General features: G+C 51.4%; 14 protein-coding genes, 4 tRNA genes and 1 riboswitch. Of the genes, 11 read left to right on the plus strand and 7 right to left on the minus strand.

Annotation, left to right across the window (positions count from 1 at the left end; all coding sequences use genetic code 11):
- Nucleotides 1-15 precede the first annotated feature (15 nt).
- The 4 genes from WC562_01230 to WC562_01245 form a co-directional block, all read right to left on the minus strand.
- Nucleotides 16-492 (minus strand): MaoC/PaaZ C-terminal domain-containing protein, encoded by a 477-nt coding sequence (locus WC562_01230; GenBank protein MFA5054785.1) that lies wholly within the window; start codon nt 490-492, stop codon nt 16-18.
- Nucleotides 493-507: 15 nt separating this feature from the next.
- On the minus strand, nt 508-978 hold the full coding sequence (locus tag WC562_01235) for a MaoC family dehydratase N-terminal domain-containing protein (protein MFA5054786.1): 471 nt from the start codon (nt 976-978) through the stop codon (nt 508-510).
- A 584-nt stretch (nt 979-1,562) separates the two neighbouring features.
- Nucleotides 1,563-3,719 (minus strand): UvrD-helicase domain-containing protein, encoded by a 2,157-nt coding sequence (locus tag WC562_01240; GenBank protein ID MFA5054787.1) that lies wholly within the window; start codon nt 3,717-3,719, stop codon nt 1,563-1,565.
- A gap of 97 nt (nt 3,720-3,816) precedes the next feature.
- Nucleotides 3,817-4,044, minus strand: coding sequence for a hypothetical protein (locus WC562_01245; GenBank protein ID MFA5054788.1), 228 nt, complete (start codon nt 4,042-4,044; stop codon nt 3,817-3,819).
- 362 nt (nt 4,045-4,406) lie between these two features.
- Here WC562_01245 and WC562_01250 point away from each other — a divergent pair, with 362 nt between their 5' ends.
- Both WC562_01250 and WC562_01255 read left to right on the plus strand, forming a co-directional pair.
- Entirely contained in the window at nt 4,407-4,865 is a 459-nt protein-coding gene (locus WC562_01250; GenBank protein ID MFA5054789.1) for a universal stress protein, read from the plus strand.
- 115 nt (nt 4,866-4,980) lie between these two features.
- Complete coding sequence (locus tag WC562_01255) at nt 4,981-5,295, plus strand: hypothetical protein (protein ID MFA5054790.1); 315 nt, start codon at nt 4,981-4,983, stop codon at nt 5,293-5,295.
- On the opposite strand, the gene WC562_01260 is transcribed toward WC562_01255, so the two are convergent.
- From WC562_01260 to speD, 3 genes are all read right to left on the minus strand, one after another.
- Complete coding sequence (locus WC562_01260) at nt 5,296-6,012, minus strand: tetratricopeptide repeat protein (GenBank protein ID MFA5054791.1); 717 nt, start codon at nt 6,010-6,012, stop codon at nt 5,296-5,298.
- 114 nt (nt 6,013-6,126) lie between these two features.
- The gene (speE, locus tag WC562_01265) at nt 6,127-7,041 is read right to left on the minus strand and encodes a polyamine aminopropyltransferase (protein MFA5054792.1); all 915 of its coding nucleotides are present in this window, start codon (nt 7,039-7,041) and stop codon (nt 6,127-6,129) included.
- A complete protein-coding gene (gene speD / locus WC562_01270; GenBank protein ID MFA5054793.1) occupies nt 7,034-7,405 on the minus strand; it encodes an adenosylmethionine decarboxylase in 372 nt (123 codons plus the stop codon). Before speD ends, speE begins: the two co-directional genes overlap by 8 nt.
- Before the next feature lie 72 nt (nt 7,406-7,477).
- On the opposite strand from speD, the gene WC562_01275 reads away from it, so the two are divergent.
- The 9 genes from WC562_01275 to WC562_01315 all read left to right on the plus strand — a co-directional run bounded on the left by WC562_01275 (nt 7,478) and on the right by WC562_01315 (nt 15,625).
- Nucleotides 7,478-8,212, plus strand: a complete 735-nt coding sequence (locus WC562_01275; GenBank protein MFA5054794.1) for a tetratricopeptide repeat protein — start codon at nt 7,478-7,480, stop codon at nt 8,210-8,212.
- Between the two features lie 99 nt (nt 8,213-8,311).
- A tRNA-Phe gene (locus WC562_01280) sits at nt 8,312-8,387 on the plus strand.
- Between the two features lie 8 nt (nt 8,388-8,395).
- Nucleotides 8,396-8,480, plus strand: a tRNA-Leu gene (locus WC562_01285).
- 46 nt (nt 8,481-8,526) lie between these two features.
- Nucleotides 8,527-8,597, plus strand: a tRNA-Gln gene (locus WC562_01290).
- A gap of 56 nt (nt 8,598-8,653) precedes the next feature.
- Nucleotides 8,654-8,728 (plus strand) — tRNA-Asn (locus WC562_01295).
- A 282-nt stretch (nt 8,729-9,010) separates the two neighbouring features.
- Nucleotides 9,011-9,101: riboswitch (cyclic di-GMP riboswitch) on the plus strand.
- Nucleotides 9,102-9,190: 89 nt separating this feature from the next.
- The gene (locus tag WC562_01300) at nt 9,191-9,394 is read left to right on the plus strand and encodes a helix-turn-helix domain-containing protein (GenBank protein ID MFA5054795.1); all 204 of its coding nucleotides are present in this window, start codon (nt 9,191-9,193) and stop codon (nt 9,392-9,394) included.
- Between the two features lie 32 nt (nt 9,395-9,426).
- Entirely contained in the window at nt 9,427-9,807 is a 381-nt protein-coding gene (locus tag WC562_01305; protein ID MFA5054796.1) for a response regulator, read from the plus strand.
- A 37-nt stretch (nt 9,808-9,844) separates the two neighbouring features.
- Nucleotides 9,845-10,912, plus strand: a complete 1,068-nt coding sequence (locus tag WC562_01310) for a two-component system response regulator (GenBank protein ID MFA5054797.1) — start codon at nt 9,845-9,847, stop codon at nt 10,910-10,912.
- Between the two features lie 87 nt (nt 10,913-10,999).
- The gene (locus tag WC562_01315) at nt 11,000-15,625 is read left to right on the plus strand and encodes a PAS domain S-box protein (protein MFA5054798.1); all 4,626 of its coding nucleotides are present in this window, start codon (nt 11,000-11,002) and stop codon (nt 15,623-15,625) included.
- The last annotated feature ends 26 nt before the right edge of the window (nt 15,626-15,651 follow it).

Raw genomic sequence — 15,651 nt, forward strand, 5'->3', positions numbered from 1 at the left:
CTTTTTAAATGTTTCCTATTTCTTAGAGGGGAGAGCGACAGTGGCGCTGCCCGGGGTGTTCTTCACGCCTTGACCGTTCTCGACCCAGATCTCTATGTCGACGAGATTCTCGCCGTTCTCCTGGCGCTTGGCCTTGACTTTGCCCTTGCACTGATATGTGTCGCCCTCATGGGGCTCGTCCATGGTCTTCATCTTGCGCGGGTAGTCCATGCCGCGGAACTGGCAGGAGAGCATCTTCACGGTGCCCTCGTCGCCAATCCAGCTTGTTACCAGATGGCCCAGCCATGCGCGCTTCAGTTGGCCGTGGACGATGGGGCTGTTGACCCACATCGCCTTGGCGAAATCGTCTTCGTAATGCAGAGGATTGAAGTCGCCCGAAGCGCCGGCCCACTGCACCAGCATGCGGCTGGTGGCCACCTTGGGAACCGTGGTCACCGCGTCGCCGACATTTACATCTTCAAAATACAGCTGTTTTTTATTATGATGCGTCATCTTATCTCTCCTCAACTAACTGCAGATCAGCGTCTGGCGGGCCAGGGCCACCAGAACGCCATTCTGATTAAGATATTTCTGTTCGATAATAAGGAAAACCATCCCGCCCTGCTTCGTTTCCTTCATCCGGGCGTCAGCCAGCTTTCCATACGTAACCAGTATATCGCCGGCGCGTACCGGCGCGTAGAAGTTGAGCTCGATGCCGCCGTCGAGTATGCGCAGCATTCCTGCCTGCGCCACCGCGCCCACGACGCGGGCCATGCCCGCCTCGATGTTGCCGCCGCCTACCGGCCAGCCGAAAAACCCGGGCGGTGATACGATGCCGCCATACCTGGTGTTCCTGGCGTACTCGTCATAGCGATAAAGGGGATTATCATCGCCGACAGCGTCACAGTAGCGCACTATCGCCCCCTTCTCCACCTCCAGCACTACAGGCTCCGACCATATACCGATCATCGCCTTGATGTCATTACTGATCTCCGCCATTTAATTGCCTCCTTTTCTTATATTTAAACAGCAAAAAACCAGGGAGCGACTCGGTCACCGATCCTGGTCTCTATGCTTGATTCCACATTAGTATGATTTCGCAAGCCCATTTCATAGTTGGTTTCAAGGTCGACTTTTTACGCGAGAAACCATCGAAAGTTTACCTTAATTACGATGCTCTTGTCAATATTTCAAAGCTGGCGACAGTCGACAGACAGATGTAGAGTGGGTTTCTAACCCACCGAAAAACGTAGGGACGCAACATTTTGCTTCGCTACACAATGACCGAAATATTTTGCCCTCACCCTTACCCTCTCCCTGCGGAGGAAGAGGGAGAGTTTTTTATAAGGTATCTCCCACTTACCCCCTCTTCTAAAAAGAGGGGGAACTTAACGTGCGTAATAGAAAGGTACAGGAGATTCCTCTCCTGACATGGTTATAGGGGTGTCCCCCCGACATTATACTCCCCCTTCCGCAGAATCCTTCTAGATATTTATATCATGGAAGGAAACGTATGGGGGACTAACAGGGGGTTCGGTTATTGTTTCCCCCGCGAGCGGGGGATATCAGGGGGTTCAACCCGGCTATTCCACCTTCTCCAGAGGCGCAAGGCTCAGCAGCAGCCGCTTGAGGCCGCCCTCCCCCTTGAACGCGATGGTCAGCTCCTGATCATTGCCGCTGGGCACACAGCTGACCACGACGCCCTCCCCGAACCTGGCGTGCATTACGTGTTCGCCGGCGCTGAGAGGCGGCTTCTCAACAGCAGGCGCCTTGGCTATCGAACGCTTCTTAGCCGCCAGCCGCCCCTCCCCCATATCGCCGCGCGGCGTTGTCCTCAGATGAGTCGGTATATCCATAAGGAAGCGCGATGGCAGATTGACCGACGTGGCCCCCATAGAACTGCGGCGGAATGAGCGCACCATGTAAACCCGCTGCTTGGCCCGCGTGATGCCGACGTAGCACAGCCTGCGCTCCTCCTCCATCTGGTCGGGGTCATCCAGAGACTTGCGGTGGGGCAGAAGCCCCTCCTCCAGCCCCAGAATAAATACGACGGGGAACTCCAGACCCTTGGCGGCGTGCAGCGTTATCAGCGTGACCGCGTTGACCTTCTCGTTATAGCTGTCGGTATCGGTCACCAGCGCAATGTTCTCCAGCAGCGCGGAGAGCCCTTCCCCGGGCTTCATCTCCCGGTAGTCCTCGGCCACGGTGCGAAGCTCCAGTATGTTCTCCCACCTGTCCTCGCCGTCCGGGTTCTCATAAAGATGGTCCTTATAGCCGGTGCGGTCTAATATCATATCGAACAGGTCTACGGTGTTCATCTCGCGGCCGGCATTTATTAGTTCGTTCAACATTTCGAGGAAGCTTGTGAGCGACCGGGCGGTGCGGCTGTTCAGCGACTGTTCGCTCTTGTCATCCGATACCATCTGCAGCACGGCGTATACCGGCATCGAGCGTTCCCGCGCCATCTGGTCGAGCTGGTCCGTGGTCCTCGACCCGATGCCGCGAGGCGGCACGTTGATGACGCGCGAGAGACTGACGCTGTCATATGGATTGTGTATTAGTCTGAGGTAAGCGATGATATCTTTGACCTCGCGTCGTTCGTAGAAGCGCGTGCCGCCCACCAGCCTGTACGGCATGCCGTAGCGTATGAAAGCCTCCTCGACTGCTCGCGACTGGGCGTTGGTGCGGTACATGACTGCGATATCGCCGGACTTGAATTTCTTCTGGCCTACCAGCTTATCGACCTCGCTGACCACGAACTGCGCCTCCTCCTGCTCATTGTATGTCTCAACAACGACGACAGGCAGGCCCTCCTCATTATCCGTCCACAATCCTTTTTCCTTGCGCTTGCGGTTCACCGAGATGATGCTGTGCGCCACATCGAGTATAACCTTGGTGGAACGATAGTTCTGTTCCAGGTAGACCACCTTCGCGTCAGGGTAGTCCTTCTCGAAGCTGAGGATGTTACGGATATCGGCGGAGCGCCATGAATAGATAGACTGGTCCGGATCGCCCACGACGCAGATGTTGCGGTTCTTCCCCGCCAGCTGTTTGGCCAGCATGTACTGTACGACATTGGTATCCTGGAACTCATCGACGAGTATATAGTGATAGCGCTTCTGGTATTTTTCCAGCACATCCGGATGTTTCCGGAACAACTCGACGGCCTTCATAAGCAGGTCGTCAAAATCCAGCGCCTTGCTCCCGGTGAGGAGCTCCTGATAGCGCTGGTAGACCCTGCCGGTGACCTCTTCGAAATAGTTTGACTTAACATAATCTTTAGGCGCCGTCATCCGGCTCTTGGAAGATGATATCGCGGATAGGAAGACACGGGGAGGGGAGCGCTTGGGATCGATGTCCAGCTCCTGCAGGACGTGTTTTATCAGGCTCATCTGGTCGTCATCGTCGTATATGACGAAATTGGAATCGATGCCGATGTGCTTGCCGTCGCGCCTCAGTATCTGGGCGCAAATCGCGTGGAAAGTTCCTACAGTGAGCTCGTTGACCGATGTGCCGAGGAGACCGTAGAGTCGCTCCTTCATCTCGCGGGCGGCCTTGTTGGTGAATGTTACAGCCATTATCTGGCGCGGGCGCACGCCCCACACCTTGATGAGGTAAGCAACGCGGTGCGCTATGACCCTTGTCTTGCCGCTGCCGGGGCCCGCCAGTATCAATAGAGGCCCGTCTATAGCTTCAACAGCTTCTCGCTGTGCGGGGTTTAATCCTTCAAGAATGTCCACTTTCTAATTATAGCACCGTGAACGATAAGTAGATAGGATGGTTTAGCTTCGACCGCCGGATTGCCGCCACCCGGAACATAAACGATATAAGAAAGAGCTAAAAGAGATGAATCTCCTGCAGGTCCTTCCATGATATTAAGGCATATGGAAGGATAGGGGTGTCCCCGATTGCCATCTTCCGCAGTTGAAGGTGTTCTTCACCTTCAACTTTCGGCGCGGTTGAGAACACCGCTCCGAACAAAGGGGGTTCCCTAATGTCATCATACAGCTTGACCGGATGATCCAACTGTAGGGGCGAGGTCTCCTCGCCCGTCTGTCCTTCCATACACTTAAATCATGGAAGGATCCGTGCACATATATTAAGGTTCGCCAAGAACTATATCCCTATCCTAGCCCTGTCTAACAAAGAGGTAACTAACCGCACCCTCACCTTAGTCCTCTCTCCTCAAGGGAGAGGTTAGCTTCTTACAGAGGTACAGGAGACTCGTCTCCTGACGGGGTTATAGGGGTGTCCCCTATCTTTTTTTCTAAATCCCCCATGATTTGGGGATAACAGGGGGTTGAATTAACTCAATCTGGAAATTCAAAGTCTACCCTCTTGTTTTATTCATGCAATGTTGATAAATTAAACAAGTCTCACATCAATTCGACCTTCAACGGATATAAAAAGCATGAAAGGAGAACCATATGTTCAGGAAGATTCTCGTATGCTTGGACGGTTCCAGCTTATCGGAGCAGATACTGCAATACGCGTCAGAGGAGACCGTACACGCTGAAAAAGAGGTAGTGCTTCTGCGCGTGGTGCCTTTCTCACACAGTACGACCATCGCCGTTCCCGGCGTCATATCGAGCATCCCGCCGTCGCCGTCAGGTCCGGAGCAGCTTGCGGCTGAGGAGACGGAAGCCAAAGAATACCTGGATGCCAAAGCGGAAGCCTTGAAGAGCATAGGGATAAATGTGGAATGTGTCGTAATGGTGGGCAATTCAGGCGAATCGATAGTGAACTACGCCCATGAGAACAAGATAGACCTGATAGCCATAGCCACCCACGGACGCAGCGGCTTTAAGAAGATGCTCTTCGGCAGCGTGACAGAATACGTGATACAGAACTCCAAGCTTCCTATACTGCTGATCAAACCTAAATAAAGATTTTAGATAGTTTCCTGTAGGGGCGAACCTGTGTGTTCGCCCTTTTCCATCTGACGCCCCGAGTACAATGGTTTGGGATGATGTCTGCCCCCTTGAGAAAAGAAGGTACGTAATGATAGTCGATATGAATCGTGACGAAGAACCTCAGGTCGAGGCCGATAAAGCCCTTGTTCCCGCTAAAGACACGAGTCTGTCCCGGCGTAGCATAGAAGTCACCAGAACCTATATCAATCGGGGAAATAGTACGACCCGCTCCCTGTGGGTAAATATCCAACCGAGGAATCCTATCCTCAGGGCTGTTGCAGCGGTGCCCGCAGCGGCGGTGATGCTGGGCATGCTTATCCTGATGATGGCGATAGCGGGATTCGCGTTGCTTGCCATGGCCCTCATGCTGGCTAAGTCAGGTGCGACGAGAAGTACGAAATAACTACGGCGCAACCCCCAGCTCCTGCAGATACCCCTCGACCTCCTGCCTTACTTCATCAAGCGGGTTCAATGTAAGACACATCTGGAAATCGGCTATCGCCTGTTCGTTATCTCCCATCGACTGATAGACCATCCCTCGATACTGATACGCGTAAGCATAATCGGAATCGAGCTGTATGGACTGATTCAGGTCGGCCAGAGCCTCATCCATCTCGCCAATGTTATAGTACACCTTGGCGCGCCAGTAATAGGCATGGGCAAAATCTGGTTCGAGGCTTATTGATTGATTAAAGTCGGCTAGAGCGTTATCCATCTCGCTTAGATCAAAGTAAACTATACCGCGCGACCTGTAGTAAACGTAATTATCGGGCTCCAGCTGTATCGATTTATTGAAGTCGGATAGGGCATCATCCATATCATCCAGCATGTAATAGACCTCTCCGCGCAACGCGTAAGTGAGAGCGACATCGGGATCGAGCGTTATGGCTTGACCGAGATAAGACAGCGCATCACTATAGTTGCCGCCGTAATAAGCCTCCATCCCGAGAGATATGTATTCTTTTGCGTCATCGGACGTATGCTCATCCGATGGAATAAACGAAACCACCAGAGCGAAAATGATGGATGCGGCTACCGCCAGAGCACAGAATATAGCTATAGATTTTCGAATCCTCGGCTCTTCCTGCTGCTCATCGGGACTTACATCAGGTTCATTCATCCTTTACCTCGACACGACATAAATTAAGCCACTCGTTTGAAAAACAACTTTACCAATCGTAAACGAGGGTCAGTCGTATGTCAACAACGAGCGAATATGAAGGATGCGGCGCGACTACTTTTCCGGCGTATAAATCAGGTACGGCCTGTCGACGGTGATGACCGTCTTCTCGTCGGCGATGGCTTTGCGCAGGTGTTTGGGCAATGCGAAGAGGCGCCGGTAGGAGATAGCATCGAACGAGCGCGGGGGCTTGTTGATGCGGGCCTTGATGAGGCCGTCGATTTTGGAGGCCGCGACTGGCTTGACATCGACCGAGGCGAAGGCGAAGCCCCAGGTGCCGCCGTAGCTGGGGATGAAGGCGTCGTACGGGCGCACGATGGGAAAGACCTGCTTGAGGGTGTTTATCATGGCGGTAAAAAGCAGGTGGTTGCCCCAGGCGCTGGCGCCGGACTGCAGGGAAACGGTGCCGCCTTTAGCTAATCGACTTTTCACCATTTCATAAAATTCGATCGTTGACAGCTTATACGCGGGCCCGGCGTCTATCGGCTCCGGCAGGTCGAGAACGATGACATCGAATTTCTCTTTCGTATGTTCGATGTACTTCCACGCGTCGTCGTGTATCAGCTCCAGGCGTTTGTCATCGAACGAGCCCTGATGGTAAGAAGGCAGCAGCTTGCGGCACATATCAACCACTTCGCCGTCGAGGTCTACCATGACGACTTTTTTTACCGACGGATGCGCCAGCACCTCCCGCGTCGTCGCGCCCTCGCCGCCTCCGGCTATGAGAACCTTCTTCGGGTTGGCGTTGGCCAGCATGGAGACGTGAACCAAAGATTCGTGGTAGATGAACTCGTCGAGCTCGCTGGACTGTATCTTGCCGTCGAGGATGAGACAGCGTCCGAGACCGGACATCTCAACGAATTGTACCGCCTGATATTTGGACTTGCCGGTATACAGCACCTTCTCGATGCGGTACTGCTGGATCATGCCGGGGGTGATCTGATCGGAGAACCACTGATTCTTATTCATTGAAGACAAGCGATTTCAAAATTCCGCGCTTCAACTCGGTAAATGAATGATTGCCCGCCTTGAGCTCCTGCACCATGAACTCCACCGCCTTCTCCGGATGCAGGGAATCGCCGCAGGCGAATATGTCGACCGCGGCGTAGCAGTATTCCGGCCAGGTATGGATTGAAAGATGAGATTCTGCGATAATGATGACGCCGCTGACCCCGTCGTAAGGAGAAAAGACATGGAAGGAGTTGCTTAATATGGTCGCGCCGGCGCGCCTGCACGCTTCGAGCAGCGTCTCCCGCAGGAACTCGCAGTTGCTCAGCAGCTTGCGGTCGCAGTCGTGAAGCTCAAGTATTACGTGTTTACCCAGTGCGTGCAATTCATCACCTCAGAAAAAAGTAACAAAAGAAATTTTATAGGAAATGTGATAATTAATCAATAGACGAAAGCTATGGAAGAGAAAATCGAACGTTTAAAGAATAAGCTGATGACCAATAAAAGGACGGAGGCTACCGACCTGGCATCTGCGGCTCTTATAGCTACAGGCGTTACCAGCTACAGAGACATCGTACGCTACACGAATAAGGTCGAACGACTCTGCGAAGAGATAAATAAGTTCGTCGCCAGCAACGACAGCGACGTCGACAAGGCCAAGGTTATCTTCCACTGGCTGTGGATGTCAAAACCGCACCGCTACAAGGCGCAGGGACACTACAAGATCACGGACGTCATCGATGCCCAGACAGGCCGCGCCAGGAACGTGGGAAACTGCCTGGGATTGACCGTCCTCTACAATATCATCGCGCAGCGCTTCGACATCAAGGTAAAGGCTACATATCTGGAAAACGCGTTCGGGCGCGGGCCACATGTCTTCAGCATACTGCCCGCCGGCAAGTCGACGATAGACATCGAGAACGTATTCCCAAACGGATTCGCCTATCCGGGGCATCTGAATCCGTCCGAGCGATGCGTCTGGGGCGATGAAGAACTCATCGCCGATGTTTACAACAGCATGGGGAACGACCTGTTCGCGGCAGGCAAGCGTTCGCGCGCCATCGAATGCTACGACAAAGCGATATTTTTGAACCCGCAATACAAGAAGCCATATCTCAATAAAGGCATGGCGCTGGTGGAGCTGGGGCGTGACGATGAGGCCTGTGAACTGTTCAGAAGGCTTCCTCTTTGAAGAGGGCGGCGAGGCTAGCGCCCTCATGTGATGAATCGGATGCTAAACGGTTTGTCCTTGACATCACGATAGCGAAAACATAAAATAGCAGATGCTTGTGCCGAGGTAGCTCAGGTGGTAGAGCAGTGGACTGAAAATCCACGTGTCGACGGTTCAACTCCGCCCCTCGGCACCATTTTTCCCGCCGGAGTGGCGGAATGGCAGACGCGACGGTCTCAAAAACCGTTGGGGGGCAACTCCCGTGTCGGTTCGACCCCGACCTTCGGCACTCTCCGAGCGATAAATTCAATACCTGGAGTGAACCACTGTAGCGATGCCGAGTTGTGTAGTGGCAGCACAGGGGACTTTGGATCCCTTAGCCCAGGTTCGAATCCTGGCTCGGCAGCTCTCTTTTTTTGTGGTATCATATCATGCGGTGCCCTTCGGCAGGGCAGTGCGGATTCCCCGGTAGCTCAATGGTAGAGCGGGCGGCTGTTAACCGCTAGGTTCTAGGTTCGAATCCTAGCCGGGGAGCCAAACCAGCAGCTACAGGAACATCTTGGAGTGTAGTTGGAGCAGTAGAGCGGGTCCTTCCCCGATATGCAATACGCGGAAGGACTGACCGGGGAGCCAAGATTTGTATGAGAGGGCCCCACATTCAGGAGCTTTTTTTAAATCGGCATCCAAAGAAGCTTCCATTTTTGAATACCGGACAGACTTCAAGCTTCACAACGTCAACCCTGTAGGGTTGACAAGTCAAACAAAATGGCATATGTTTATATTCCCTCAACAGAATCGAACATTAACAAACAAATGTAATTTAGAAAAAGGCAAACCTCGCGTAAGCGGGGGACGCAAAGCTACGGGTCCTCCGGAAGATAGCATGAGAGAGGATGGCCGAGCTACCAAGAGGGATTATACTTAGCCTTTCTGTATAAGAAGGGCTTTTTTTGTTCTCTATGCTGAGACGTCTCGATACGTATCAGGAGAAAACTTGATATGTCCATTACTATCGAACAGAAAAAGTATTACCGCACAAAGGAAGCCTGCCTTAAAGCGGGAATAAGCAAGGCCACTTTCCATCGCTGGATCAAACAGGGGATTATCAAAGATAACTTTGCTAAGGACCGGCGGGGCTGGCGATTATTCTCAGAATCTGATATCGAACAGATAAGGATGGAAGTCTTTAAACTCAACCCCTAGGTCTTGGAAAGTCGGGGCATAAAGGAGAAGACATGAACAGATACAAAATACTTATAGTCGACGATGATCCCAAAATACTGGAATTGATAGAAGCCATGCTGATACCGGCCGGCTATTACACGGTAACGCTTAACGATAGCACGAAAATGATCGATACTGTGCAAAAAGTCCAACCGGATCTCATCCTTCTGGACATCATGATGCCTTTCGAGGACGGCTACACAATACTGAATAAATTAAAAAAGGGGCCGAACAGGAGCAATATACCAATCATAATGGTTACGGCATTAGCGGATGAGGGCAATAAGGTTATTGCTGCAATAGACGGCGCCTCCGCGTATATAACCAAGCCTATTGATAAGGAAGTCTTACTGGAGACGATCGCTCGTTTCATTCCCGATTCGGAATCCTGACAGGAAGCGGTGCAGAGCATTACATGAGGATGTGACGATGAAGAAACAACCTGCTATTTTAATCGTGGATGATGAAGCAAGGAACATAGAACTGGAAAAGGCTTACCTTGAGCCGTATCACTATAAGATACTGACCGCATCAAACGGAGAAGAAGCTCTAAGAAACCTTGCAAAGAACGATGTAGATTTGATCCTCCTGGACGTCATGATGCCGGGTAAAGACGGCTTTGCGGTCACCAGGCAGATGAAGGCCAATAAAAAAACAAGCCCCATACCTGTGGTACTGGTTACCGCTCTTACGGACAAAAAAGACAGGGTCAAAGGCATAGAAGCCGGCTGCGATGATTTCATCAGCAAACCTGTGGACTCAGCCGAGCTGTTGGCCAGGGTCAGATCGCTTCTTAAAGTAAAAGCTTATAACGATCATATGCGCAATTATGAACGGAAACTTGAGGCAGAAGTTGCCAAACGTACAAAAGAAGTTTATGCCGCCATGGCGATAATTGAAGAAACGGCGCTTGAAACCATTCAAAGACTTGCGTCAGCCGCCGAATGTCGCGATCAATACACCGGCTCACATATCCTGCGTATGAGCCGTTATGCGGAAGCCATCGCTAAAAAGATGGAAGTGGACGGCGGATTCGTCAGAGGCATTCTTTATGCCTCTTCGATGCATGATATAGGCAAGATAGGAATACCCGACAAGATTTTAATGAAACCGGGCAAGCTGAACGACAAGGAATGGGAAGTCATGCAGCAGCATACCGTTATCGGGGCCAAGCTTTTGCATGGATCGAAACAGGACTTCATGAAAATGGCCGAGGAGATCGCTTTGACCCATCATGAGAACTGGGACGGAACCGGATACCCTCAGGGACTGGCAGGCGAGCGCATTCCCTTATCCGGTCGAATAGTGGCGGTAGCAGACGTGTTCGATGCGCTTATATCCAAGCGGCCCTACAAGCCGCCGTTATCCTACAGAGAATCTTTCACAATTATCAAAAACGAGCGCGGTACGCACTTCGACCCCGGCGTCGTCGACGCCTTTATAAGTACTAAGCAGGAAATCCTGTCAATAGCGGAGCAGTACAAGGATTCCGTGTAAATATCTTTTTTAGACGTTTATTGGAGAACTATTTACAGGAAAACCGATATGGTCTCTTTCACATAGCAGTGAGGAGGTAAACCTGAGATGCGGCTAAAAATCAGATTACTGCTATTGTACACGTGTGTCGGCATTGCGGTCCTCGCTGTTGTAGGAAGCGTGCTTTTTGTTCAGGTCAGAAACAACCGATCCGCGGATCTGGAACAGGAATTCCAGAACCAGCTGATGCACCTCGATTTCGCGCTGACCAACCTCATAGAAGAAGCCAAAAGCGATGTAACTCAGCTTTCCGAGAACGAGATAGTGCGCACTACGGACGACGAAGACTTCACCAGCTTCCTCAACGCCAATGAATCCACCTTTGAATACAACATCGGAGAGACCGAGCAGAGCATTATCGACATTCTGAACTCGTACATGACGACGCATTCGTATGTGAACTCGGTTTACATGGGGCGTGAGAACGGAACCTTTGTGCGCTCCCACCCCCGCGCCAGCCCCACCCAATATGATCCCAGAGAAAGGCCCTGGTACACACTGGGGAAAGAGAACCCGGGTCAGGTGATGATAACCGAGCCGTATGAGTCGGTCACCACCACGGATATTAATATAGGCGTGGTGACGGCCCTCGTCGGCGACAACGGCGAGGTCTACGGCGTTTTAGGAGCGGATATAACTCTGAACGACCTCACGGAGTACATGTCGGACTTTGAGGTCGGTTATCAGGGCCATATGCTGCTGACCGATGAGAACGGTACAATAGTAGCCTTCAGTGATTCGCAGTTCCTGTTTGAGAACTTGGAGGCCCTCTTAGGCGACGCCGCAACCGACATTATGAGCCAGAGTAATGGAGTAATGACTGTTGAGACTGAATCAGGGTCATTTTATCTCTACCTGTATACGTCGCCCGAGCTCGGCTGGAAGCTTGCGGTCATGGCCCCCACCGGCGTAGTGAATGGAGTGATACAAGGGCCGGTTTTTATAGCGCTGTTCGGGCTCTTTATAGCTCTGGCCTTGCTGAGCTTGCTGACATTCTTAGGATTGAATATATCGGTCATCAACCCGCTGAAACGCCTCAGCGAAGTTACTTTGGATATCGCTAACAGAGGAGATCTAAGCCGGAAGACCGGTATCAACACAAAAAATGAGATCGGAGCACTTGCCGCCTCATTCGACCGTATGACGGATACGTTGCGTACAAAAGAGGAAGCTCTTAGCACTTCCGAAATGCGATATCGCCGGCTCTTTGAGGAAGCGCAGGATGGAATTCTGCTGCTTGATGCAGAGACGGGGGAAGTTATAAACGTGAATCCATACCTGGTCGAGCTGCTTGGTTATTCTCATGAACAATTCATTGGGAAGACAATATGGGAGCTGGGTACATTTAAGGATATTGTTCCCGACCGGGAAAGCTATTTGGAATTGCAGCGGCAGGAATACATCCGGTATGATGACCTACCTCTCACCACAGGCGACGGACGTCAAATCTATGTGGAATTCATAATTAGTTCTTACATCGTAGGCCAAAATAAGCTGATCCAGTGTAACATCCGCAATACAACCGAGCGCAAGAGGGCGGAGGAGAAACTGCGGTTAGAGGAACAGCGGTTCCGGGCTCTCGCAGATCAATCGTCGGACATTATTGTCCTGGTGAATCAAGAAGGTAAAATCATCTATGAAAACTCGGCGATTGAGAGTGTTCTAGGGCTCAAGGCAGAGGAAAGGATTGGAGCCAGCGTATTTGAGCATCTCCATCCTGACGATTTACAAATTGCAGCCGACGCATTTAAAAAATTGTCTATGGACGCCGACGCACCTGTTCAACGATCCGAACTTCGCCTCCGCCATAAAGACGGAAGCTGGCGTACCTTTGAAGCTGTCGGAAGTAATCTGGTAAAAGATAACGTTGTTGAAGCTGTAATCATAAACCTCCGCGATATCACCGAGCGAAAGAAGGCGGAAGAGGCGCTGCGGGAAAGCGAGGCCAAGTATCGTTTTCTCACGGAGAAGATGAACGATGTCGTTTGGACTCTGGATATGGATTTGAAAACAACATATGTGAGTCCTTCGGTAACCAATATGCTTGGTTATACACCCGAGGAACGCATGAAACAATCCGTTACCGAGCAACTGACACCGGAGTCCCTGAATGCTGTAACTCAAGCTTTATCTGTTGAGCTGGGGCGCGACAGCAAGGACGGTGTCGACCCGGACAGGCAATTGACGGTGGAGATGGAGTGCTACCATAAGAACGGCTCGATTATATGGATGGAAGCTGTAGTCAGCGCGATACGAAATGAAAAAGGGGAAATCACTGGCATACACGGGGTGTCCAGAGATGTCACCGAACGCAAGAGGGCGGAAGAAGCATTACGGGATGCAAAGGACTACGCCGAAAATTTGATCAAGACCGCCAACGCGATGGTTGTTGTACTTGATACTAAAGGAAAGGTCACTTTGCTGAACGAAGCGGGCGAAAAGATAACCGGCTATAAGGCAGAGGAGGCCATGGGCAGGAACTGGTTCGAGCTGATCGTCCCCAAAAAACGATATCCCGACGTATGGGATGAATTCGAGAAATTAAAGGATTCAGGTACGATCATCGATACTTTCGAGAATCCCATACTTACAAAGTCCGGTGAGGAGCGAATCATCTCCTGGAAAAACAGCACGCTCACCATTGACGGCAAATTCACAGGTACGATATCGTTCGGAATCGACATCAGCGAGCGCAAGCGGGCGGAGCAAGAAACTCAATTTAAAGGAAAACTGCTGGATGCGGCTGCCGATTCGATACTTGTCCATGACCTCTCCGGACGAATCGTTTACGCCAACAAAGAGGCAGAGGAATTGCGCGGCTATGCCAGAGGGGAACTCATCGGTAAAGACTTGCATAATCTGGCTACCCCTGAATATACTCAATCCTTCAACGAGCGTATCGCTGAAATAAAACAAAAAGGCGAAGTTACATTTGAAGTAGCCCACTACCGGCATGACGGCTCAACAATCCCCATCGAGGTACATGCACTGCTGATAGATAGAGACGGGGAAAAGTTGATATTGCGCATAGGGCGCGACATAACCGAGCGCAAGAAGGCGGAGCACCAGATCAGGGAGCGGATGAAAGAGCTTCGGGCGTTTTTTAACCTGGCTGAACTGACAGAAATGGAAAGCATCTCTCTTGAGGAACTCTATCAGGGACTTGCAAACATGCTTCCGCAAAGCTGGCAATACACAGAGATCGCTTGCTGCAGGATAGTGATGGGCGACAAAGAGTTCCGCACGAAAAATTTCAAGGAGTCCGCGTGGATGCAATCCGCACCGATCAAGGTACTCGGAGCAATAGAGGGAAGGATCGAAATCGGTTACCTTGAGGAGAGGCCGGAAGAAGCCGAAGGGCCATTCATGAAGGAAGAGAGATTGCTGATAGACACTATCGCCGAGCGAATAGGCCGCATCACCGAGCGCAAACAGGCCCAGGAAGCGCTGCGAAATTCTGAAGAAAAGCTCCAGACAATGTTCAAATCAATGAACGACGGCGTGCTTGTCAGCGATTCAAACATCAATATAGTTGATGTAAATGAAGCTACGCTCCGGATATTGGGTTTAGAAACAAAAGAGGGGTTGATAGGACGCAACGTGCTGGATGTCGTTAAATTCAAGGATCAGGAAAAAGTTGTGGCCAACCTTTTAAGGATGCTCAAGGAGCGGATTTCACAGGTGCAGGGGGAATATTGCGCACTGCTTCCGGACGGTAAGGAGATGGAAGTAGATGTGATTACATCCGCAATGTATAACGATGCCGGCAGGCAGGTGGGATTCATTAATGTTATACGTGATATCACCGAACGCAAACAGGCGGAGAAAGCCCTGTTGCTTTACAAGGAACACCTGGAGGAGCTTGTTAAAGAGCGAACCTCGGAACTCGACAAAGCTAAGATTACCGCGGAACAGGCCAACAAAGCCAAATCAGATTTTCTGGCAAACATGAGCCACGAGATAAGGACACCCCTCAGCACTATCATCGGCTTCTCCGAACTGTTATACGATGAGACGAAGGGCCCGCTCAACAACGACCAGAAGAAATACATGGGCTACGTCACATCGGCCGGAGAACACCTGCTCTCCCTGATCAACGATATCCTGGACCTTTCCAAGGTGGAAGCGGGTAAGATGGAGCTGCTGACGACCAAATTCTCAGTCAGCGACCTGCTGAAGAACAGCCTGTCGTTCATCGCGGAGAAAGCCCTGAAGCATAATATTAAACTGCTCTCGGAAATCTCTTCCGATGTTGATATGATCGAAGCGGATGAGCGAAAAGTGAAACAAATCCTGTATAATCTGCTCTCCAACGCGGTCAAGTTCACCCCGGACGGAGGCTCGGTCATTATCGGAGCGAAGCTTGTGAAACCGGATTCCGCGGCTATTCCATCCGGAATACGCAAAGGTCTGAGGAACACAGAATACGTACTTATCAGCGTTAAGGATACAGGCATCGGCATAGCCAAGAAGGACCAGGCCAAGCTCTTCACCGAGTTCTACCAGATCGAAGAGCCGTATGCCAAGAAATACGAAGGCACGGGCCTGGGTCTGGCTTTATCCAAGAGGCTGGTTGCATTGCACGGCGGGAAAATATGGTTCGAGTCCAAGGGGCAGGGCAAAGGCAGCACTTTCTATTTCATACTGCCATTGAAGCCTTTACCGAAAACATAGCACGGGTTGACCGTGCAGCGATAACT

The sequence above is a fragment of the Dehalococcoidia bacterium genome, from assembly GCA_041649635.1.
Classification (GTDB): Bacteria; Chloroflexota; Dehalococcoidia; order E44-bin15; family E44-bin15; genus JAYEHL01.